Below are 22,244 nucleotides of genomic sequence, written 5' to 3' on the forward strand. Positions count from 1 at the left end.
CCGCAACCCTGGCTACGTTCGAGCGCGTTGATCACCGTCTGGGAGGACTGGGAGGAACCGCCATGCGTGTCAGAAGTCGGGCCGGGCTGGGGATGGTCGCGGCGGGAGTGGTGTCGGTGCTGGTCGCCGGGGTGGCGTCCGCCGCGGCGGAGCCCGGGGCGGCCGGGGTGGGGGATCCGTACTACCCGAACGCCGGCAACGGCGGCACCGACGTGCTCCACTACGACATCCGCCTGACCTACCAGCCGGACACCGACCGGCTGTCGGGCACGACGACCTTGCTGCTCACGGCCACGCAGGACCTGTCGCGGTTCGATCTGGACTTCGCGTTGAAAGCCAAGAGCGTGCTGGTCGGCAACGAGGCCGCGAAGTTCACCAACCAGAACGGCGACGGCGAGCTCGTGATCACGCCGAAGCACGCGCTGGCGAAGGGTCAGACCACCACCGTCGTCGTGGCGTACGACGACACGCCGTCGGCCGAGGCGGTCGACGGGTTGCACGGGTGGAAGCACGGGGCGTTCGGGGCGCTGGGCGTCGACGAGCCGCAGAGCGCGCAGTGGTGGTTCCCCTCCAATGACCACCCGACCGACAAAGCGACCTACGACGTCAGCATCGAGGCTCCCGACGGAAACGCGGCCATCACGAACGGGACCCTCGTGCGCAAGACCCAGTCACGTGCCGGGTGGACGCGGTGGAGCTGGCGCAGCACGAAGCCGCAGGCCACGTACCTGACGTCGTTCGTGGTGGGGAAGTACGAGGTCAACCAGTCGACGACGCCGGACGGCAAGCCGTTCATCACCGCGTACGGCGCCGACCTCGGTGACTCGCTGTACGCGGCCAAGGCGAGCGTGGAGCGGACGCCGGAGATCGACGCGTTCCTGGCCACGCAGTTCGGGCCGTTCCCGTTCGAGGCCGAGGGCGGCGTGGTCACGAGCGGCATCACGTTCTCCCTCGAGAACCAGACGCGCCCGACGTACGGGTTGAAAAACTTCCTCGCCGGCTCCAACACCACGCTCATCGCCCACGAGAACGCCCACCAGTGGTTCGGCGACAACGTCTCGCTCGGCAAGTGGAGCGACATCTGGCTCAACGAGGGCTTCGCGTCCTACGCCGAGTACCTGTGGTCCGAGCACGAGGGCGAGGGCACCACGGCGGAGCTCGCCCAGTACGCCTACGACTCCTACGCCGCTGACGACGCCTTCTGGCAGGTGCTGCCCGGCGACCCGGGCGAGGAGAACCAGTTCGACGGCGCCGTCTACGACCGCGGCGCCATGGCCCTGCAGGCCCTGCGCACGGCCGTCGGCGACGACGCGTTCTTCGCGATCCTCAAGAAGTGGCAGGTCGTGAAGGGCGGTGGCCACGCGGTGATCCCGGAGTTCAAGGCGCTGGCTGAGCAGGTGTCGGGCAAGCCGCTGCAGGCGTTGTTCCAGACGTGGCTGTACACGTTGGGCAAGCCCGCCGTCGGTCCGAACGGGACCGCCGCATTCAGGACGGCCCACGCGCTGGTGAAGCCGAAGTCCTACGACCAGATCCGGGCCAACCACCGCATGCTCGCCGCCGCGGGTGAACGGTGAGGCACTAAACTCGCGGCGTGACGGTCAGGCGTGAACGGGCGAGGCGCATCGGGTGGTTCGCCGTCCTCGGTGTCGCCTCGCTCCTCACCGTGATGTGCGTGAGCTTGCTCTTCGCGGCGATCCGCAACGACAACGCGATCGAATCCCACCTCGGCACGGCCACGGCGACCGTCGAATCCGTGGCGTTCGACCGCACGATCATCCAGTTCGCCAGTCCGGACGGCATCATCCACAGCCCGACGAACGGCGTCCTCTACCCCTCGGGCCTCGCCGCGGGCCAGCTCGTGGCCATCGAGTACGACACCACGAACCCCGACCGCGCTGCCCGCGTCGCCGGCCGCACCGCGACGCTCACGCTCCTGCCGCTGGGTCTGACGGTCCTGATCACCTGGCTGATCGCGGGCCCGTCGATGTGGTGGCTGCGCCGGCTGATCAAACGTGACCGGGCCGCCCGTGAGGCGGATGCGGTGCCGGAGGTTCCGGTCGCCTGAGCGGGATTGCTCGCGACTGATCGACCTTGAACGGCGGTTGGCCGAGTTCGGTCAGCCGCTGGCAACCCAGCGATCAGCTGGCCACCGTAGCCGTCTCCTGCCACCAGCTCAGGACCTCGTCCGCGACCCCCGGTGCCGCCACCAGCAACCCGTCCGTGGGCAACGTCGTGTCCTCACCGTGTTTGTCCAGCACCACCGCACCGGCCTCGATGGCCATCGCGACGGAGCCCGCGACGTCCCACTCGTGGTAGCTGTGCAGCACGGCCGCGGCGGCATGGCCCAGGGCGACCTGCGCGATCGACAGCGCCGCCGACCCCAGCACCCGCACCCCGGCGTGGGCAGCGGCCGCCCGTTCGATGAACCCGCCCATCCCGGGCCACGGGCCCCTGCGGGCGAGCTCCGTGCACACGATCGCCCCCGCCGTCACGCGGCGGTCCACCAGCTGGATCGGCTTGCCATTGGCCCGAGCCCCGCGCCCGCGGGCCGCGGCGTAGATCTGTGCGCGGTACGGGTCCGCCACCACGCCCACCACCGGCCCGGACGAGTCGATCAAGGCGAGGCTGTACGCGCACCAAGGCACACCCGCGACGTAGTTGGCGGTGCCGTCGACCGAATCGACGACCCAGCGGTACTGCGCCACGTCAGCGCCGTGGTCGGCGCCGAACTCGTGGCCCACCACGGGGATGCCGGGGAACTCGGCCGTCAGGACCCGGCGGGTGTGGCGTTCGAGGATGCGGTCGGTGTCGGTGACCCAGTCGAACGGGGAATCCAGGGTCGAGGGGTGGGCGCCGCGGCCTGCCGTCGCGGTGATCACGTCGGTGGCGTCGTTGGCCAGCCGGCCGGCCACCTCGAGAGCCCTCGAGAGCAGCCCCGGCTCCACGGGCTGCGACGGCCTGGAGGACAAGAGGGTCATGCCTGCTTAGTCTGGGCCGTCCTGGTTTCCGGGACACGACCTTGAGATGACATGTCGTGGCGAATTTGTCGACGGACTGTGTCCGGGAAAACACCAACCGCGAGTGTTCGAACACCGTTGGTCCACCGGTCACGAAGGATTGGTCCGGTTCGCGCACGTCGGTGCGACAGTGACCGGGTGCGAGTCGCCATAGTCACCGAAAGTTTCCTGCCCCAGGTGAACGGCGTGACGAACTCCGTGCTGCGGGTCGTCGAGCACCTGGTCGACCGGGCCCACGACGTGCTCGTGGTCGCGCCCGGGCCGGGGCCCGAGTCCTACCGCGGCGCACCGGTCGTGCGCATTCCCGCGCTGGACGTGCCCGGTGTGCACTCCCTGCCGATCGGGTTGCCCACGCGCACCGTGCTCACCGCGCTCAGCAACTTCCGCCCGGACGTGGTGCACCTGGCGTCACCCTTCGTGGTCGGCGCGCGCGGCCTGGCCGCGGCGCGGCGCCTGCGGGTGCCGTCGGTCGCGGTCTACCAGACCGACATCGCGGGCTTCGCCACCTCCTACGGCTTCGGCATCGGCGCGCGCGCCGCGTGGCGCTGGGTGCGCCGCGTGCACTCGCGGGCCGACCGGACGCTCGCGCCGTCGTCCGACTCCGTCGCTCAGCTGGAGCTGCACGGCGTGCCCCGCGTGCACCGCTGGGCCCGCGGCGTGGACATCGACCGCTTCTCGCCGACGCACGCCGACCCCGCGCTGCGGGCCGAGTTGGCACCCGACGGCGAGCTGCTCGTGGGCTTCGTCGGACGGCTCGCACCCGAGAAGGAGGTCGACCGGCTCGTGGCGCTGGCCGACGTGCCCGGCATCCGCGTGGTCGTGGTCGGCGACGGCCCCGAGCTGCCGAGCCTGCGCGAACGCCTCCCCGGCGCCGCCTTCCTCGGCGCGAAGTACGGCGACGACCTCTCGGTGGCCTACGCGAGCCTCGACGTGTTCGTCCACACCGGACCCCACGAGACGTTCTGCCAAGCCGTCCAGGAAGCCATGGCCTCGGGTCTGCCCGTGCTCGCCCCCGACGCGGGCGGTCCCAAGGACCTCGTGCTGCCCGGCCGCACGGGCTACCTGCTGCCCGCCGACCGCGAGGACTTCGGCCGCGCGCTCGTCGAGAAGATCGACGACCTGCGCGACGCGGCCCTGCGCGCCCGGCTCGGCGAAAAGGCCCGCAAGGTCGTGCTCGGCCGGACGTGGCCCGCGGTCTGCCGGGAGCTGATGGGGCACTACGAGGCCGTGCAGGGCCGGGCCGCGCGCGCGGCCTGAACGATGCACATCGTCCAGCTGGCGAACTTCTACGGGCCACGCTCCGGAGGGCTGCGCACGGCGCTGCACCACCTCGGCGCGGGCTACGTCGCCAGTGGGCACCGCGTCACGCTCGTGGTGCCCGGCACGAGGTACGCCGTGGAAACGCTGCCCACGGGCGTGCGCCGCTACTCCCTGCCCGCACCGCGCATCCCCGGCACGGGCGGCTACCGGGCCGTCGACCCGCACCGCGTGCGGTCCGTGCTGCGGCGGCTGGAACCGGACCGCCTCGAGGTCTCCGACCGCCTCACGCTGCGCGGCATGGGCACCTGGGCCCGCCGCCACGGCGTGCCGAGCACAGTCATCTCCCACGAACGCCTCGACCGGCTCCTCGAACAGTTCCTGCTGCCGGAACCGGTGGCACGCGGGCTCGCCGATGTCGCCAACCGCCGCATGGCCGCCAGCTACGACACGGTCGTGTGCACCACCGCCTTCGCCCGCGCGGAGTTCGACCGCATTGCCGCGCCGAACGTCCGCCGCGTGCCCCTCGGCGTCGACCTGGCGACGTTCGCCCCGTCGATGCGTTCGGACGAGTGGCGGTCTTCCCTGGCGGGCACCGCCGACGCGCTCCTGGTCCACTGTGGACGCTTGTCCCCGGAGAAACACGTGGAGCGCAGCGTGGACACCGTCGCCGAGCTCACGGAGTCCGGCGCCCGCGTCCGCCTGGTGATCGCCGGCGACGGACCGCGAAGACGCGCGCTGGAACGCCGCGCCCGAGGCCTGCCCGTGACGTTCCTGGGCTTCCTTTCCGGCCGCGACGAGGTCGCCCGCCTGCTGGCCACCGCCGACGTCTCCCTCGCCCCGGGTCCCCACGAGACGTTCGGGCTCGCCGCCCTCGAAGCCCTCGCCTCCGGCACCCCGGTCGTGGTCTCCGCGTCGTCCGCGCTGCGCGAGATCGTGCGCCCCGGCTGCGGCGCCGCCGTCGACGACCACGCCCCCGCCTTCGCCACCGCCGTCACCGGCCTGCTCGACAGCCCGGAGGACCTCCGCCGCGCCGCCGCCCGGGCGCGGGCCGAGGAGTTCGCCTGGCCGGAGTCCGTGCGGGGGATGCTCGCGGCCCTCGGCTGACCTGCGCGTGGGGCCACCCTCGCTGCCGGACCCGGCACCCGGTGTCTAGATTCGACGCATGCCCCGCGCAAGCCTGGACAAGGATCCGCACGAAGTCGCCGCCATGTTCGACGGTGTGGCGTCCGGTTACGACCGGGCCAACTCGTTCATGACGTTCGGCTTCGACCGGCGCTGGCGCACCACCACGGCCCGGGTGCTCGACGCCAAGGCCGGTGAGAAGGTGCTCGACCTCGCGGCCGGCACCGGCGTCTCCACGGTCGAGTACGCGCGTAACGGCGCCTACTGCGTCGCCGCCGACTTCTCGCTGGGCATGCTGCGTGCGGGCCTGCGCCGGAAGCTGCCGATGGTGGCGGCCGACGCGCTGCACCTGCCCTTCGCCGACGACTCGTTCGACGCCGTCACCATCTCGCTGGCGCTGCGGAACTTCGTCAACACCAAGGAGGCGCTGGAGGAGATCCTTCGCGTGGTCAAGCCCGGCGGCCGGCTGGTGATCTGCGAGGTCTCCACACCGACGTTCGCGCCCATCCGGTTCATCTACCGCCGCTTCATCCTCAAGCTGCTCACCTGGGTCGGCAGCCGCTCCTCGACGAACCCCGAGGCCTACTCCTACCTGGCTGAATCCATGCTCGCGTGGCCCGACCAGCGGGCGCTGGGCGAGATCATCGCGAGCGCGGGCTGGACCGAAGTGGAGTGGCTGAACCTCACATTCGGCGTCGTCGCCATCCATCGGGCGAAGAAGCCTCTCTAGCCCCAACCTTCTTCCCCTCCGCCGCCCTCAACGGAGTGGCTTCGCCACGCTGTATTTTCAGGGTATGACGATCTCCCGCCGCAACCCGGACCACGACGCCGAAGTGATCGTGGTCGGCGCAGGACCGGCCGGTGCGACCGCGGCCACGTACCTCGCGCGCGCGGGTGTCGACGTGCTGCTGCTGGAGAAGACCGAGTTCCCGCGCGAGAAGGTGTGCGGCGACGGCCTCACCCCGCGTGGCGTCAAGCAGCTGATCGACCTGGGCATCGACACGAGCGAGGAGAACGGCTGGGTCCGCAACCGCGGCCTGCGCATCCTCACCGGCGACCTCACGCTGGAGCTCGACTGGCCCGACCTCACCAGCTACCCGCCCTACGGCGTCGCGCGCACGCGCCAGGACTTCGACGACCTGCTCGCCAAGCTGGCCGTGAAGGCCGGCGCCCGCCTGTATGAGCGCACCACCGTGACCGGTGCCATCACCGGCCCGAGCGGCCGCGTGATCGGCGTGGAAGCGAAGGTCGGCCCCGAGAGGACGCCGGTCACCTACCGCGCGCCGCTCGTGCTGGCGTGCGACGGGGTGTCCGCGCGGCTCGCGTTGAGCGTGGGCATCGAAAAGAACGAACGGCGCCCCATGGGTGTCGCCGTGCGCCGCTACTACAAGAGCCCGCGCCACGACGACCCGTTCATCGAGGGCCACCTCGAGCTGTGGGACCGCTCCGACCCGCGTTACCCCAAGCTCCTGCCGGGTTACGGCTGGGCGTTCCCGCTCGGCGACGGCACCGTGAACGTCGGGCTCGGCATGCTCTCCACGTCGGCGGCCTTCCGCAACACCGACTACCGCGCGCTGCTGCGCCAGTGGCTCGACGGCACGCCGGAGGAGTGGGGCTACCGCGAGGAGAACGCCATCGGCAAGGTCGGTGGCGCCGGTCTCCCCATGGGCTTCAACCGCACCCCACACTACCGCGACGGCCTGCTGCTGCTCGGCGACGCCGGCGGCATGGTGAGCCCGTTCAACGGCGAAGGCATCTCCGCGGCCATGGAGTCGGCGCAGCTCGCGTCGGAGGTTGTGGTGCAGGCGCTGGCGAGGCGCGAAGGCCCTTCGCGCGAGCGCGCGCTCGAGGGTTACCCGCGCGCCGTCGGCGAGCTGATGGGCGGCTACTACCGCCTCGGCAACGTGTTCGCGAAGCTCATCGGCAACCCCAAGGTCATGCACGCGTGCACCAAGTACGGGCTGCGGATCAACAAGATCCTTCCGTTGGTGTACAAGGGACTTTCGGGCTGCTACGACGCCAAGGGCGGCGACGGCGTCGACCGCCTCATCGCGGCTCTCGCCCGGGTCACGCCCACCCCGCGCTGAGGGTCGCCGACACACCGGAAATACCCGGCTGGAGCAATGGTTGCCCGGCCGGTCAGGTGGGATACGTCACAAGATCACGTCCGGAATGTCCGCCGCGACGACCGTGATCAACCCCTTTGTCGCTGGTCCCACGAGTGCAACCGGCGCTGCCCCGTCCTGGCCGGGCGGTCAAGTTAGGTAAGCCTTATACCACGGCCCCTAGAGACGGCCGTGTGAGTCGCGTCCTACACTCCCCCCATGCTTGTGAATCGCTTCACATCCACGACGAGTGGCTTGTGAACTATTTCACAAGCGACCTGCGGTCCAACCACGGGCCGTAAGGGTGCCCTGACCCTCGGCGGTGTGACCCAGCTCCCTTAGGGTGCCGACGAGGAAGCGGACCACCACCCGAAATGCAACCCGCAGCGGCGCGGAAAGGATGGCGAAGACCCCGTGCTGATGTTGCCCGTGCTGGCGCAGGCCGACCCCAGTGGAGCTGCGGCCGCGCCCGGCCTGAAGGTGTACCTGCCGCTCGTCCTGTTGTTCGTGCTGGCGCTCGGTTTCGCGACGTTGTCCGTGCTGCTCGGCCCGCTGATGGGCCCCAGCCGCTACAACAGGGCCAAGCTGTCCGCCTACGAGTGCGGCATCGAGCCCTCGCCGCAGCCGCTCGTCGGCGGCGGCCGGATGCCGGTGGCGTACTACATCACGGCCATGCTCTTCATCCTGTTCGACATCGAGATGGTGTTCCTCTACCCGTTCGCCGTGAACGCGAACGCGCTCGGGGTGTTCGGCCTGGTGGAGATCGTGCTGTTCATCGTTACGGTCGGGTTCGCGTACGCCTACGTGTGGCGGCGCGGCGGCCTGGATTGGAACTAGAGCCATGGGCCTCGAAGAGAAACTCCCCAACGGCATCCTGCTGGCCAGCCTCGAGGGCCTGGTCAACTGGGCGCGCAAGAATTCGCTGTGGCCCGCCACCTTCGGGCTCGCGTGCTGCGCGATCGAGATGATGACCGTCGGCGGTTCCCGCTACGACATCGCGCGCTTCGGCATGGAGCGCTTCTCCGCCACGCCGCGCCAGGCCGATCTGATGATCGTGGCCGGCCGCGTGACGCAGAAGATGGCCCCGGTCCTGCGCCAGATCTACGACCAGATGGCCGAGCCGCGCTGGGTGCTCGCGATGGGCGTCTGCGCCTCGTCGGGCGGCATGTTCAACAACTACGCCGTGGTGCAGGGCGTCGACCACGTGGTGCCGGTCGACATGTACCTCCCCGGATGCCCGCCGCGCCCGGAGATGCTGCTCGACGCGATCCTCAAGCTGCACGCCAAGATCCAGGACGAGCCGATCAACGCCCGCCGCGCCGCCATCCGCGCGGCCAGCGGTGCGCGCACCGAGCTGATCCCGTCGTCGATCAAGTACGCGAAGAAGTGAGCCCGGTGCCCGACAACCCCGAAACCCCCGTGACGCCCGGCACTCCCGAGCCCGGCGCCGAGCAGTCCAGTGCCGAACGGCCCGACGCCGGCCTCGAGCCGCAGGGCACCACGCCTGCCGCGCCGGTCGAACCCGTTGTCGCCGGCCGTGCCCGCAAGGGCATGTTCGGTGTCACCGGCAGTGGTGACACCTCCGGCTACGGCGGCGTGCGCCTGCCCGCGTACAGCCCGCCCCCCGCCGAGCGCCCGTACGGCGGCTGGTTCGACGACTTCGCCGACGAGTTCTACGCGGCCCTGGCCGACAACAAGGTCCCGGCCGCGGCGATCCTGCAGACCACGGTCCACCGCGGCGAGATCACGTTCTACGTCGACCGCGAGCACCTCGTCGAGATCGCCCGCGTGCTGCGCGACGACGCCGGCCTGCGCTTCGAACTGCTCAGCTCGGTGTCCGGTGTGGACTACGGCGTGGACGTGCCGCAACGCCTGCACTCGGTCTACCACTTCACGTCGATGACCTACCGGCGCCGCATCCGCCTCGAGGTCACCGTCGACGTGGACGACGCACACGTGCCCTCGCTCGTCGGGCTCTACCCGACGGCCGACTGGCAGGAGCGCGAGACCTGGGACATGTTCGGCATCGTCTACGACGGCCACCCCGCGCTCACCCGCATCCTCATGCCAGACGACTGGGACGGCCACCCCCAGCGCAAGGACTACCCGCTCGGCGGGATCCCGGTCGAATACAAGGGCGCGGAGATTCCGCCGCCGGACCAGCGGAGGTCGTACTCGTGACCACCCACGGTCTGTGTCGTCGGGCGCGGAAATCCCGACCCTGTCAACACCAGCGGAGGTCGTACTCGTGAGCACCGAGAACCTTTCCGACGTCACCACGGGCACCGACACGTCCGCCCAAGGCGCCGACAGCACCGACAACGTCGAGTACGCCGATTCCCGCGAGACCACCGAGGGCCGCGTCTACACGGTCTCCGGTGGCGACTGGGACGACGTCGTCTCCGACGCGCAGCACGACGAGCGCATGGTCATCAACATGGGCCCGCAGCATCCGTCGACGCACGGCGTGCTCCGGCTCGTGCTGGAGATGGAGGGCGAGACCGTCACGCAGCTGCGGTCGGTCATCGGCTACCTGCACACCGGCATCGAGAAGAACTGCGAGTTCCGCACCTGGACCCAGGGCGTCACGTTCGTGACGCGCATGGACTACCTCGCGCCGCTGTCCACCGAGATGGCCTACTGCCTCGGCGTGGAGAAGCTGCTCGGCATCAAGGCCCCGCCGCGCGCGGAGCTGCTTCGCGTGATGCTGCTGGAGATCAACCGCATCGGCTCGCACCTCGTCTACATCGCCACCGGCGGTATGGAGCTCGGCGCCACCACGGCGATGACGCTCGGCTTCCGCGAGCGCGAAGAGGTGCTGCACCTGCTGGAGCACCTGACCGGCCTGCGCATGAACCACGCGTTCATCCGCCCCGGCGGCCTCGCGCAGGACATGCCGGCCGACTTCCAGGAGAAGGTCTCCGCGTTCTGCAAGGTGATGGACAGCCGCCTTCCCTTGTACGACAAGCTCTTCACCGGTCAGCCGATCTGGCGCAACCGGCTCAAGGGCGTGGGTGTCCTGCCGCTCGACGCGTGCCTCGCGCTCGGCGTCACCGGCCCGATCCTGCGCTCGGCCGGCCTGCCCTGGGACCTGCGCAAGACCGAGCCCTACTCGCGCTACGACGAGATCGAGTTCGACGTGCCGACGTCGACCGACGCCGACTGCTGGGCGCGCTACCTGATCCGCGTCGAGGAGATGCACCAGAGCCTGCGGATCATCAAGCAGGTCCTGAAGATGCTCGAACCGGGCCCGGTCATGGTCGAGGACAAGAAGATCGCGTGGCCCGCGCAGCTCTCGATCGGCAGCGACGGCATGGGCAACTCGCTCGAGCACGTCAAGAAGATCATGGGCCAGTCGATGGAGTCGCTGATCCACCACTTCAAGCTCGTGACCGAGGGCTTCCACGTGCCGGCCGGCCAGGTGTACGCGCCGGTCGAGTCGCCGCGCGGTGAACTCGGGGCGCACCTGGTGTCCGATGGCGGCACCCGGCCGCTGCGCGTGCACGTGCGCGAACCGAGTTTCGTGAACCTGCAGTCGATGCCCGCGATGGCCGAGGGCGGGCTGGTGGCCGACGTGATCGCCGCGGTCGCGTCGATCGACCCGGTGATGGGGGGAGTGGACCGATGACGTACTCGACGGCAGTTCCGGAGCCGGGGCCGCACGACGCGAAGAAGACGCACATGGCGGCGGCCGGCGACACCGACGTGGTCGGCATCGCGCCCGACCCGAGCGTGGCCGAGGGCATCCTGGCGGACGCTCCGCCCGTGGACCCGTTCGACGTGGCCACGCACACGCGGGCGGAGGAGATCATCGCCCGCTACCCGGTGGCGCGCTCGGCGCTGCTGCCGATGCTGCACCTCGTGCAGTCGGTGCAGGGGTACGTGAGCCAGGAGGGCATTTCCTTCTGCGCCAAGCACCTCGACCTCTCCGACGCCGAGGTCAGCGCGGTCGCGACGTTCTACACCATGTACAAGCGCCGCCCGTGCGGTGAGCACCTGGTGAGCGTGTGCACCAACACGCTGTGCGCGGCCATGGGCGGCGAGGCGATCTACAAGAAGCTGCAGACGCACCTCGGTTCCGAGGACGCGCCGCTGGGCCAGGAGGAGACGGCGGGCACGCCGAACGAACCCGGCTCGATCACGCTGGAGCACGCCGAGTGCCTCGCGGCCTGCGACCTCGCCCCGGTCATCCAGGTCAACTACGAGTACTTCGACAACCAGACGCCGGAGAAGGCGGTGGCGCTGGTCGACGCGTTGCAGGCGGGCAAGAAGCCGGCCCCCACGCGCGGCGCGCCGCTGACGAACTTCAAGGGCGCCGAACTGCAGCTGGCCGGGTTCTGGCCGGAGGACGAACAGACTTTCCGCGGGGACGTCGACGGGCCGTCGCAGGCCGTCGAAACCCTGCGGGGCGCGCAGATCGCGGCCGACCGCGGCTGGGCCGCGCCGGCGACGCAGGACGTTCCGCTGCCTGAGTTGGAGAAGAAGTAGATGCCTGATCCCATCACTCCAGTCCTCACCAAGCGCTGGCTGTCGCCGAACTCCTGGCGCATCGAGACCTACGAGCAGCTCGAGGGCTACACCGCGGCGCGCAAGGCGCTGGCCGGCACGCCCGAGCAGCTGGTGCAGGTCGTCAAGGACTCAGGCCTGCGCGGCCGCGGCGGCGCGGGGTTCCCGGCCGGCGTGAAGTGGTCGTTCATGCCGCCGAACTTCGACAAGCCGCATTACCTGGTGATCAACGCCGACGAGGGCGAGCCGGGCACGTGCAAGGACATCCCGCTGATGATGGCCGACCCGCACTCGCTCATCGAGGGCTGCATCATCGCCTCGTACGCGATGCGGTCGAACCACTGCTTCATCTACGTGCGCGGTGAGGCCCTGCACTGCATTCGCCGGCTCAACGCGGCCGCGCGCGAGGCGTACGCCAAGGGCTACCTCGGCAAGAACATCTTCGGCACCGGTTACGACCTGGAGCTGACGGTGCACGCCGGCGCCGGCGCGTACATCTGCGGCGAGGAGACGGCGCTGCTCGACTCGCTCGAGGGCCGCCGCGGCCAGCCGCGCCTCAAGCCGCCGTTCCCCGCGGCCGCCGGCCTCTACGCCGCGCCGACCACGGTGAACAACGTGGAGACCATCGCGAGCGCGCCGTTCATCATCAACGCGGGTTCCGACTGGTTCCGCGAGATGGGCCGTGAGAAGTCGCCCGGCCCGAAGATCTACTCGATCTCCGGCCACGTCGAGAAGCCCGGCCAGTACGAGTGCCCGCTCGGCACCACGCTGCGCGAGCTGCTGGAGCTCGCCGGTGGCATGAAGGACGGCATCCCGCTGAAGTTCTGGACGCCGGGTGGCTCGTCCACGCCGATGTTCACCGCCGAGCACCTCGACGTGCCGCTCGACTTCGAGGGCGCCGCCGAGGCCGGCTCGATGCTCGGCACCACCGCGGTGCAGGTCTTCAACGAGACCGTGTCCGTGCCGTGGGCCGTGATGAAGTGGACCGAGTTCTACGAGCACGAGTCCTGCGGCAAGTGCACGCCGTGTCGCGAAGGCACGTACTGGCTCGCGCAGATCCTGGAGCGCATGGTCTCCGGCCACGGCACCGCCGAGGACATCGACACGCTGCTCGACGTCTGCGACAACATCCTCGGCCGCTCGTTCTGCGCCCTGGGTGACGGCGCGGTGTCGCCGATCCAGAGCGGGATCAAGTACTTCCGCCAGGAGTTCCTGGACCTGTGCGAGAAGAACAAGGCCGCCCAGCCCGAACTGGTGGGAGCTCAGGCATGACGATCGCACCCGACAAGCCGGCGACCGAAGAGACGCCGGTCCCCGAAGGTCACGTGAAGCTGACCATCGACGGCGAAGAGGTCATCGCGCCCAAGGGCGAGCTGCTGATCCGCACCGCCGAGCGCCTCGGCACGGTCATCCCGCGCTTCTGCGACCACCCGCTGCTCGACCCGGCCGGCGCGTGCCGCCAGTGCCTCGTCGAGGTGGAGATGGGCGGCCGGCCGATGCCGAAGCCGCAGGCCTCCTGCACGATGACGGTCGCCGACGGCATGGTCGTCAAGACGCAGCTCACCTCGGCTGTCGCCGACAAGGCGCAGCAGGGCGTGATGGAGCTGCTGCTCATCAACCACCCGCTCGACTGCCCGGTCTGCGACAAGGGCGGTGAGTGCCCGCTGCAGAACCAGGCGCTGGCCCACGGCCGCACCGAGTCGCGGTTCGTGGACACCAAGCGCACGTTCCCGAAGCCGCTGCCGATCTCCACGCAGGTGCTGCTGGACCGCGAGCGCTGCGTGCTCTGCCAGCGCTGCACGCGGTTCTCCGCGCAGGTGGCGGGCGATCCGTTCATCGAGCTGCTCGAACGCGGTGCCCACCAGCAGATCGGCACCGCCGAGACGGCCGACGTGCTGGACCTGGCCTCGCGCACCACGAGCGGCCAGCCGTTCCAGAGCTACTTCTCCGGCAACGTCATCCAGATCTGCCCGGTGGGTGCGCTCACGAGCGCCGCGTACCGGTTCCGGTCGCGCCCATTCGACCTGGTGTCCGCCCCGAGCGTGTGCGAGCACTGCTCCTCGGGCTGCGCCGAGCGCACGGACTTCCGCCGCGGCAAGGTGCAGCGCAAGCTGGCGGGCGACGACCCCGAGGTCAACGAGGAGTGGCTCTGCGACAAGGGCCGCTTCGGGTTCCGCTACGTCCAGGCCGACGACCGCATCCGCCGTCCGCTGGTCCGCAACGAGGCCGGTGTGCTGGAGGAAGCCTCCTGGACCGACGCGCTGCGCGCTGCCGCCGCCGGTCTCGAGAAGGCCCGTGACGGCAAGGGTGTCGGGGTGCTCCCGGGTGGCCGGCTGACCGTCGAGGACGCCTACGCGTACTCGAAGTTCGCCCGGCTCGCCTTGCGCACCAACGACATCGACTTCCGCGCCCGCCCGCACTCGGCCGAGGAACTCGCGTTCCTCACCTCGTCGGTCGTGGGCACGACGCCCGAGACCGGGGTGACCTTCGGCGAGATCGAGGCCGCCCGCACGGTGCTGTGCGTGGCCTTCGAGCCCGAGGACGAGGCGCCGATCGTGTTCCTGCGGCTGCGCAAGGCGGCCCGCAAGAACCGCACCCGGGTCGTCCACCTGGGACAGTGGAGCACCTCGTCGGTGCGCAAGACCTTCGGTGAGCTGCTCGCCTGCGTGCCGGGCGGCGAAGCCGCCGCGGTCGACGGCATTGCCCAGCACGCGCCGGACCTCGACGCGGCGCTGAGCGGCGGCGCCGCGGTGATCCTCGTCGGCGAGCGCGCCGCCGAGGTGCCGGGCCTGTTCTCCTCACTGCAGGCGCTGGTCGAGCGCACGGGCGCGCGCCTGGCGTGGATCCCGCGCCGGGCGGGCGAACGCGGTGCGCTGGCCGCCGGCTGCCTGCCGACGCTGCTGCCGGGCGGGCGCTCGGTGTCCGACGACACCGCGCGCGCCGAGGTCGAAAAGCACTGGGGCATCGGGCTTCCGTCGGAGCCGGGCCGCGACACCACGGGCATCCTGGAAGCCGCTTCCGGCGGCGACCTCGACGGCCTGGTCGTCGGCGGGCTCGACCCGAACGACCTGCCCGACCCGGACCTGGCGCGGCGCGCACTGGACAACGCCGGCTTCGTGGTCAGCCTGGAACTGCGGGCGAGCGAGGTCACCGAGCGCGCCGACGTGGTCCTGCCGATCGCGCCGTCGGTCGAGAAGACGGGCAGCTACCTCAACTGGGAAGGCCGCCACCGCCCGTTCGACATCACGCTCGAAGGCACCGGTGCCCTGCCCGACGGCCGGGTGCTCGACACCCTCGCCGTCGAGATGGACGTGGACCTGTTCACGCAGACGCCGGCCGCCGCGGCGGGCGACCTCGCCAAGCTCGGCCAGGGCACCACGAGCTGGGGCCACATCGTCACCGGGGCGCAGGCCGCCCCGGTGCCGGGCACCGGCCAGGCCGTGCTCGCCACCTGGCGGCAGCTGATCGACAACGGCTCGCTGCAGGATGACGAACCGCACCTCAAGGGCACGCAGCGCACGCCCGTGGCCCGGCTCTCGGCGAAGACCGCCGAAGGCCTCGGCACTACGGTCCGCGTGTCCACCGAGCGCGGTTCGATCACGCTGCCGGTCGAGGTCGCCGACCTGCCCGACGGGGTCGTGTGGCTCCCGGGCAACTCCGACGGCTCCGCCGTCCGCGCCGCACTGGCCACCGGCCACGGCGCGCTGGTGCAGATCTCAGGAGGTGACCAGTGAGCCCGCAGCTCTTGCCGTACCTGGCGCAGATGCCGGACGCCGCCGAGCGGGCCCGCCTGCTCGCGGACGACCCCTGGTGGCTGGTGCTGTTCAAGGCCGTCATCATCCTGCTGATCGGCCCGATCCTCACGATCTTCCTGATCGTGTGGGAGCGCAAGGCGGTCGGCCGGATGCAGAACCGGCCCGGCCCCAACCGCGTCGGCCCCGGCGGGTACCTGCAGTCGCTGGCCGACGCGATCAAGCTCCCGTTCAAGGAGCAGATCATCCCGGACACGGCCGACCGCAAGGTGTACTTCCTCGCTCCGGTGCTGGCCGCGGTCCCGGCGTTGATCGCGCTGTCGGCCATCCCGTTCGGCCCGGTCGTGTCGATCTTCGGCCAGACGACCACGCTGCAGCTGGTCGACCTGCCGGTCGGCGTGCTGGTGATCCTGGCCTGCTCGTCGATCGGTGTGTACGGCATCGTGCTCGCCGGCTGGTCGTCGGGCTCGCCGTACCCGCTGCTCGGCGGTCTGCGCTCGGCGGCGCAGGTGATCTCCTACGAGATCGCGATGGGCCTCTCGATCGTCGCGGTGATCCTCTACTCGGGTTCGCTGCAGACGTCGGAGATCGTCGAAGCGCAGTCGCACGGCTGGTACTTCTACATGCTGATCCCGAGCTTCGTGATCTACCTGATCTCGATGGTCGGCGAGACGAACCGCGCGCCGTTCGACCTCCCCGAGGCGGAGTCGGAGCTGGTCGGCGGCTTCCACACCGAGTACAGCTCGATGAAGTTCGCGATGTTCTTCCTCGCCGAGTACGTGAACATGGTCATCGTCTCGGCGTTCTGCACCACGCTGTTCCTGGGCGGCTGGCGGTTCCCGTTCGTCGGTGACGACTCGGCCCTGAACCAGGGCTGGTGGCCGATGCTCTGGTTCTTCGTGAAGCTGTTCGCGCTGCTGTTCGGCTTCATCTGGCTGCGCGGCACGCTGCCGCGGCTGCGCTACGACCAGTTCATGCGCCTGGGCTGGAAGGTCCTGGTGCCGGTGAACCTGGTCTGGATCCTCGTGGTCGTCGCGATCAAGACCATCCAGTGGAGCTGGCCGCAGATCCTCGTCGGTGTCGGCATCGTGCTGGTGGTGCTCGTGCTCATCAGCCTGGCGGTGCCGAACAAGAAGCTGCCGGAAGGCGACTACGTCGACCTCACCGGCGGCGGGTTCCCGGTGCCTCCGCTGGACCTGAAGGTCCCCGAGACCACTCCGCGCCAGAAGGCGCTGGCCAAGGCGGAAGCCAGGGCGGCGCGGCGCAAGCCGGCGGCTGTCGGCACCGCAGCACAGGAAGGGGCAGAAGATGGGGGCAACTGACTTCCTCAATCCCATCAAGGGGTTCGGCGTCACCTTCGCGATGATGTTCAAGAAGGTCGCCACCGAGGAGTACCCGGAGGCCGGTGCCCCGGCCGCGCCGCGGTACCACGGTCGCCACCAGCTCAACCGCCACCCGGACGGGCTCGAGAAGTGCGTCGGCTGCGAGCTGTGCGCCTGGGCCTGCCCGGCCGACGCGATTTTCGTCGAAGGTGGCAACAACACCGAGGAGGCGCGGTACTCCCCGGGCGAGCGGTACGGCGCGGACTACCAGATCAACTACCTGCGCTGCATCGGCTGCGGGTTGTGCATCGAGGCCTGCCCCACGCGGTCCCTCACGATGATCAACTTCTACGAGCTCGCCGACGACGACCGGCAGCGGCTCATCTACACGAAGGAAGACCTGCTCGCCCCGCTGCTGCCCGGCATGGAGCAGCCGCCGCACCCGATGCGGCTGGGCGACAACGAGCAGGACTACTACGTGAACGGGCCCGAGCTGGCGAAGGCGCAGCAGCAGGAGGCCCAGCAATGATCACGGCCCTTCTGACGCAGGCGCCACCGCCCGCCTCGACCTCGGTGTCGGTGGGCGAGGCGATCGCGTTCTGGATCCTCGGCCCGCTCTCGCTGCTGGGCGCGCTCGGGATGATCTTCTCGCGCAACGCCGTGCATTCGGCCCTGTGGCTGGTGCTCACGATGCTCAGCCTCGGCGCGCTGTACATGACGCAGTCGGCGCCGTTCCTCGGGTTCACGCAGATCGTGGTCTACACGGGCGCGATCATGATGCTGTTCCTGTTCGTGCTGATGCTGGTCGGTCGCGAGAGCTCCGACTCGGTGGTGGAAGTCCTGCGGGGACAGCGGTTCGCCGCCACGGTCCTCGGTATCGGGCTCGCCGCCCTGATCGCCGCCGGCGTGTTCCGCTCGATGGTGAACGTGACCCCGGCGCCGTCGCTCGACCCGTACGCCGCCAACGGCGGTGGCGCGGGTGGCCTCGGGCGGATCATCTTCACGGATTACCTCTTCCCGTTCGAGCTCACGTCGGCGCTGCTCATCACCGCCGCGCTCGGCGCGATGGTGCTGGCGTTCACCGACCGCCACAAGAAGGGCGGCAAGCTGCCGCAGCGCGAGCTCGTGAAGCTGCGCTTCCGCGGCGAGCACGACCGCCCGTCACCGCTGCCCGGCCCGGGTGTGTTCGCCACGGCCAACTCGGTCGCCGTGCCGGCCCTGCTGCCCGACGGTTCGATCGCCCCCGAGTCGCTCTCGGCGATCATCGAGTCCACCTCGGCGCTGCAGCTCATGCGTGAGCGCAAGCTCATCGCCGACGAGGGCCCCAAGCCCGACGCCCACGCGCTGGTCGGCGGGGACGGCGCCCACGAGGAAGGGGAAGGAAAGTGACCCCGAGCTACTACCTGCTGCTGTCGGCCTTGCTGTTCTCCATCGGCGCCGTCGGCGTCCTGGTGCGCCGCAACGCGATCGTCGTGTTCATGTGCATCGAGCTGATGCTCAACGCGGTGAACCTCAGCCTGGTCACGTTCGCCCGCATCAACGGCGGGCTCGACGGCCAGGTGATGGCGTTCTTCGTGATGGTGGTCGCGGCCGCCGAGGTCGTGGTGGGCCTGGCGATCATCATGGCCATCTTCCGCACCCGGCGCTCGGCCTCGGTCGACGACACCAACCTGCTGAAGTACTAGGGGAGAGACCGAGTGACCGCATCATCGTGGCTGCTGGTGGCCCTTCCCGCCCTCGGCGCCCTGATCCTCCTGCTGGCCGGGAAAAAGGCGAGGGCGTGGGGGCATCTGCTCGGCACCGCCACCGTTGCCCTGGCTTTCGTGTACGCCGTGATCCTGTTCTTCTCCACGACCGGCAGCGCGACCGAGAACGTCAACCTGTACTCGTGGATCCCCGCGGGTCAGCTGCAGGTGGACTTCGGCCTGCGCATCGACGCCCTGTCGCTGACGTTCGTGCTGCTGATCACCGGCGTCGGCATGCTGATCCACTTCTACTCGATCGGCTACATGGCCGACGACGAAGGCCGGTACCGCTTCTTCGCGTACCTGAACCTCTTCGTCGCGTCGATGCTGATCCTGGTGCTGGGCAACAGCTTCGTGACGCTGTACCTCGGCTGGGAAGGCGTGGGTCTCGCGTCCTACCTGCTCATCGGCTGGTACCAGAACCGCCCGTCCGCGGCCACTGCCGCGAAGAAGGCGTTCCTGATGAACCGCGTCGGTGACGTCGGGCTCGCGCTGGCGATCTTCCTGATGTTCAAATACACCGGCTCCACCGGTTACACCCAGGTCTTCGAGGGCCTCACCAACGGGCAGATCCCGCCGGCCGCGATCACCGCGATCGCGATCCTGCTGCTGCTCGGTGCCTGCGGCAAGTCGGGCCAGTTCCCGCTGCAGGCCTGGCTCCCCGACGCGATGGAGGGCCCGACCCCGGTCTCGGCCCTCATCCACGCGGCAACGATGGTCACCGCGGGCGTCTACCTCGTCGCCCGCTCCAACGTGATCTTCTCCGCGACGCCGGACGGCCGCCTGGTCGTGACGCTCGTCGGTGCGGTCACGCTGCTGATCGGGTGCATCGTCGGCTGTGCCTACGACGACATCAAGAAGGTGCTCGCCTACTCCACCGTCAGCCAGATCGGCTACATGATGCTGGCAGTGGGTCTCGGCCCAGGCATCTACGCGCTGGGCATCATGCACCTCGTGGCCCACGGCTTCTTCAAGGCCGGGCTGTTCCTCGGGGCCGGTTCGGTCATGCACGGCATGAACGACGAGGTCGACATGCGCAAGTTCGGCGGCCTGGCCAAGAAGATGCCGATCACGTTCGTCACCTTCGGCCTCGGTTACCTCGCGCTGATCGGTTTCCCGTTCCTCGCGGGCTACTACACCAAGGACGCGATCATCGAAGCCGCGTTCGGCCAGGAAGGCTGGCGGGGCTGGGCGTTCGGGCTCGCGACCGTGATCGGCGCCGGGCTCACCGCGTTCTACATGACGCGCCTGATGATGATGACCTTCTTCGGCAAGTCGCGCTGGAAGGAGATCAAGAGCTCCGACGGGCGCGACTTCCACCCGCACGAGTCCAAGCCGATCATGTGGGTCCCGATGGTCATCCTGGCGATCGGCTCGGTCGGCTCCGGTGCGTTCTTCGCGATCAACAACCGGTTCGAGAACTGGCTCTCGCCGGTGGTCGGGCAGTTCGAGGAAGCCGAGCACACGCCGATCCCGTCGTGGACGGTTCCGGCGGCCACCCTCGTGCTCGCCGCGCTCGGTGTCCTCATCGCGGTGCTGGTCTTCCGCCCCTCGCGCGACATCCCGGTCGAGCGCCCGGAGAACGTCTCCTGGGTCGTCCGGGCGGCCCGCAAGGACCTGTACGGCAACGCCCTCAACGAGACACTGGTCGCCCGCCCGGGCACCTGGCTCGCCCGGGCGCTGGTGTACGTCGACAACCGCGGCGTCGACGGGGCCGTCAACGGCCTCGCCGCGGCCCTGGGCGGCGGGTCCGGCCGGCTGAGGCGCCTGCAGACCGGGTTCGTCCGGTCGTACGCGCTGTCCATGCTCGGCGGCACGTTCCTGCTTCTGGCGGCCCTTCTGCTGGTGAGGTTCTCCTGACATGACTTGGCTCCTGGCGCTCATCCTGCTGCCGCTGGTCGGCTCGCTGGTGCTGGCGTTCCTCAAGGGGAACGACCGGGCCGCGATCGCGACCGCGCTCGTCGTGTCCATTGTGGAGTTCCTGCTGATCATCCCGTTCTGGGCGAGCTACTCGCCCTCGGGAGACCGGATCCAGCAGGCCACCACGATGGACTGGATCCCGGCCTTCGGCATCCACATCTCGTTCGGCACCGACGGCATCTCGCTGATCATGATCGCGGTGATCGCGCTGCTCGTGCCGATCGTCGTGGGCGCGCTCGGGCTCACCGACAAGCTCCCGGCCGGCCGCAGCGCCGGCGGGTTCCTGTCGCTGATCCTGTTGCAGGAGGCGATCACGATCGGCGTCTTCGCGGCGACCGACGTGTTCCTCTTCTACGTGCTCTTCGAGATCATGCTGATCCCGATGTACTTCCTGATCGGGGGCTACGGCGGCGCGAACCGGCAGTACGCGGCCGTGAAGTTCTTCCTCTACTCGTTCCTCGGCGGCCTGATCATGCTGGCCTCGGCGATCGGCGCGTACTCGCTGGCGTCGGACAAGCTGGGCAAGGGCACGTTCGACTGGGCCACGCTGGTCACGGTCGTGCGCGACGCCCCCACGGGCACGCAGGTGTGGCTGTTCCTCGGCTTCTTCCTCGCGTTCGCGATCAAGGCGCCGCTGGTGCCGTTCCACACCTGGCTCCCGGACGCCGCGGGCCAGGCCCCGATCGGTGTCGCGGTGCTGCTGGTGGGTGTGCTCGACAAGGTCGGCACGTTCGGCTTCCTGCGCTACTGCCTGCCGATGTTCCCGGAGGCGAGCAAGACGCTGGCGCCGCTGGTGCTGGTGCTCTCGGTGATCGGCGTGATCTACGGGTCGATCCTCGCGGCGGGGCAGTCGGACATGAAGCGGTTCATCGCCTACGTGTCGATCGCCCACTTCGGGTTCATCTCGCTGGGTATCTTCGCCTTCAACGAGCAGGCGATGATCGGCTCGGTCTCGTACATGCTCAACCACAGCCTCTCGACCGGGATGCTGATCGTGGTGATCGGCCTGATCGTGACGCGGGGCGGCTCCACGCGGATCTCCGACTACGGCGGCATGGCGAAGGTGACCCCACTGCTCGGCGGGATGCTGCTGATCGCCGGTCTGTCCGCGCTGTCGCTGCCGGGCACCAACTCGTTCGTCAGTGAACTGCTGGTCCTGCTGGGCTCCTTCGTGACGCAGCCGGTGTACACGATCATCGCGACAGTCGGCATGGTGCTCGCCGCGGCCTACGTGCTGTGGCTCTACCAGCGGATCATGCAGGGCCCGGTGCGCGGTGACGCGCTCGTGGGCGTGGGCGGAGGCCCGGGCACGGCGATCGCGCCGGAGCTCGGGGCCAAGAAGGCCATCAAGGACCTCGGCGGGCGGGAGATCGCGATCCTGGCCCCGATGGTCATCCTGATCATCGGCCTGGGCTTCTTCCCCAAGCCGATCCTCGACACGATCACCCCGTCGGTGCAGGCGACGCTGTCTGCCGTGCAGGGAGGCAAGTAAACC

The 22,244-nt window shown here is 69.6% G+C and carries 20 protein-coding genes; 19 read left to right on the forward strand and 1 reads right to left on the reverse strand.

The features are described from left to right. The first annotated feature begins 62 nt into the window (after window positions 1-62). Window positions 63-1,574, forward strand: a complete 1,512-nt coding sequence (locus tag ACWEOE_RS09685; protein ID WP_452006362.1) for a M1 family metallopeptidase — start codon at window positions 63-65, stop codon at window positions 1,572-1,574. Between the two features lie 17 nt (window positions 1,575-1,591). After that, a complete protein-coding gene (locus tag ACWEOE_RS09690; RefSeq protein ID WP_452006364.1) occupies window positions 1,592-2,065 on the forward strand; it encodes a DUF3592 domain-containing protein in 474 nt (157 codons plus the stop codon). Window positions 2,066-2,138: 73 nt separating this feature from the next. On the opposite strand, the gene ACWEOE_RS09695 is transcribed toward ACWEOE_RS09690, so the two are convergent. Next, entirely contained in the window at window positions 2,139-2,978 is an 840-nt protein-coding gene (locus ACWEOE_RS09695) for an inositol monophosphatase family protein (RefSeq protein ID WP_452006367.1), read from the reverse strand. A gap of 177 nt (window positions 2,979-3,155) precedes the next feature. Here ACWEOE_RS09695 and ACWEOE_RS09700 point away from each other — a divergent pair, with 177 nt between their 5' ends. From ACWEOE_RS09700 to ACWEOE_RS09780, 17 genes are all read left to right on the forward strand, one after another. Further along, the gene (locus ACWEOE_RS09700) at window positions 3,156-4,274 is read left to right on the forward strand and encodes a glycosyltransferase family 4 protein (protein WP_452006369.1); all 1,119 of its coding nucleotides are present in this window, start codon (window positions 3,156-3,158) and stop codon (window positions 4,272-4,274) included. A gap of 3 nt (window positions 4,275-4,277) precedes the next feature. Then, window positions 4,278-5,381 carry a glycosyltransferase family 4 protein gene (locus tag ACWEOE_RS09705; protein ID WP_452006371.1) on the forward strand — a complete coding sequence of 368 codons (1,104 nt, stop codon included), beginning with the start codon at window positions 4,278-4,280 and terminating at the stop codon, window positions 5,379-5,381. A gap of 58 nt (window positions 5,382-5,439) precedes the next feature. Next, window positions 5,440-6,129, forward strand: coding sequence for a demethylmenaquinone methyltransferase (locus tag ACWEOE_RS09710; protein WP_452006374.1), 690 nt, complete (start codon window positions 5,440-5,442; stop codon window positions 6,127-6,129). Window positions 6,130-6,193: 64 nt separating this feature from the next. Then, a complete protein-coding gene (locus ACWEOE_RS09715; protein WP_452006376.1) occupies window positions 6,194-7,486 on the forward strand; it encodes a geranylgeranyl reductase family protein in 1,293 nt (430 codons plus the stop codon). Window positions 7,487-7,924: 438 nt separating this feature from the next. Then, window positions 7,925-8,341: an NADH-quinone oxidoreductase subunit A gene (locus tag ACWEOE_RS09720; RefSeq protein WP_452006514.1), complete on the forward strand. Its 417-nt coding sequence runs from the start codon at window positions 7,925-7,927 to the stop codon at window positions 8,339-8,341. Between the two features lie 4 nt (window positions 8,342-8,345). Beyond that, entirely contained in the window at window positions 8,346-8,894 is a 549-nt protein-coding gene (locus tag ACWEOE_RS09725) for a NuoB/complex I 20 kDa subunit family protein (protein ID WP_204091789.1), read from the forward strand. Next, complete coding sequence (locus ACWEOE_RS09730) at window positions 8,891-9,685, forward strand: NADH-quinone oxidoreductase subunit C (protein ID WP_452006380.1); 795 nt, start codon at window positions 8,891-8,893, stop codon at window positions 9,683-9,685. Before ACWEOE_RS09725 ends, ACWEOE_RS09730 begins: the two co-directional genes overlap by 4 nt. A gap of 67 nt (window positions 9,686-9,752) precedes the next feature. Further along, window positions 9,753-11,132, forward strand: a complete 1,380-nt coding sequence (locus ACWEOE_RS09735; RefSeq protein ID WP_452006383.1) for an NADH-quinone oxidoreductase subunit D — start codon at window positions 9,753-9,755, stop codon at window positions 11,130-11,132. Then, window positions 11,129-11,992 carry an NADH-quinone oxidoreductase subunit NuoE gene (gene nuoE, locus ACWEOE_RS09740; protein ID WP_452006386.1) on the forward strand — a complete coding sequence of 288 codons (864 nt, stop codon included), beginning with the start codon at window positions 11,129-11,131 and terminating at the stop codon, window positions 11,990-11,992. The genes ACWEOE_RS09735 and nuoE overlap by 4 nt, the downstream gene beginning before the upstream one ends. Beyond that, window positions 11,993-13,282 (forward strand): NADH-quinone oxidoreductase subunit NuoF, encoded by a 1,290-nt coding sequence (gene nuoF / locus ACWEOE_RS09745; protein ID WP_452006389.1) that lies wholly within the window; start codon window positions 11,993-11,995, stop codon window positions 13,280-13,282. Beyond that, window positions 13,279-15,744: an NADH-quinone oxidoreductase subunit G gene (locus ACWEOE_RS09750; RefSeq protein WP_452006392.1), complete on the forward strand. Its 2,466-nt coding sequence runs from the start codon at window positions 13,279-13,281 to the stop codon at window positions 15,742-15,744. The genes nuoF and ACWEOE_RS09750 overlap by 4 nt, the downstream gene beginning before the upstream one ends. A gap of 29 nt (window positions 15,745-15,773) precedes the next feature. Continuing rightward, on the forward strand, window positions 15,774-17,084 hold the full coding sequence (gene nuoH / locus ACWEOE_RS09755; protein ID WP_452006516.1) for an NADH-quinone oxidoreductase subunit NuoH: 1,311 nt from the start codon (window positions 15,774-15,776) through the stop codon (window positions 17,082-17,084). Beyond that, window positions 17,071-17,613, forward strand: coding sequence for an NADH-quinone oxidoreductase subunit NuoI (nuoI, locus tag ACWEOE_RS09760; protein ID WP_452006395.1), 543 nt, complete (start codon window positions 17,071-17,073; stop codon window positions 17,611-17,613). The genes nuoH and nuoI overlap by 14 nt, the downstream gene beginning before the upstream one ends. Further along, entirely contained in the window at window positions 17,610-18,473 is an 864-nt protein-coding gene (locus ACWEOE_RS09765; protein ID WP_452006398.1) for an NADH-quinone oxidoreductase subunit J, read from the forward strand. The genes nuoI and ACWEOE_RS09765 overlap by 4 nt, the downstream gene beginning before the upstream one ends. Continuing rightward, window positions 18,470-18,769, forward strand: a complete 300-nt coding sequence (gene nuoK / locus ACWEOE_RS09770; protein WP_326567987.1) for an NADH-quinone oxidoreductase subunit NuoK — start codon at window positions 18,470-18,472, stop codon at window positions 18,767-18,769. Before ACWEOE_RS09765 ends, nuoK begins: the two co-directional genes overlap by 4 nt. Before the next feature lie 12 nt (window positions 18,770-18,781). Beyond that, a complete protein-coding gene (gene nuoL, locus ACWEOE_RS09775) occupies window positions 18,782-20,689 on the forward strand; it encodes an NADH-quinone oxidoreductase subunit L (RefSeq protein ID WP_452006401.1) in 1,908 nt (635 codons plus the stop codon). Between the two features lies 1 nt (window position 20,690). Further along, window positions 20,691-22,241 carry an NADH-quinone oxidoreductase subunit M gene (locus tag ACWEOE_RS09780; protein WP_452006404.1) on the forward strand — a complete coding sequence of 517 codons (1,551 nt, stop codon included), beginning with the start codon at window positions 20,691-20,693 and terminating at the stop codon, window positions 22,239-22,241. Window positions 22,242-22,244: the final 3 nt, after the last annotated feature.

This window comes from Amycolatopsis sp. NPDC004368 (assembly GCF_053602515.1).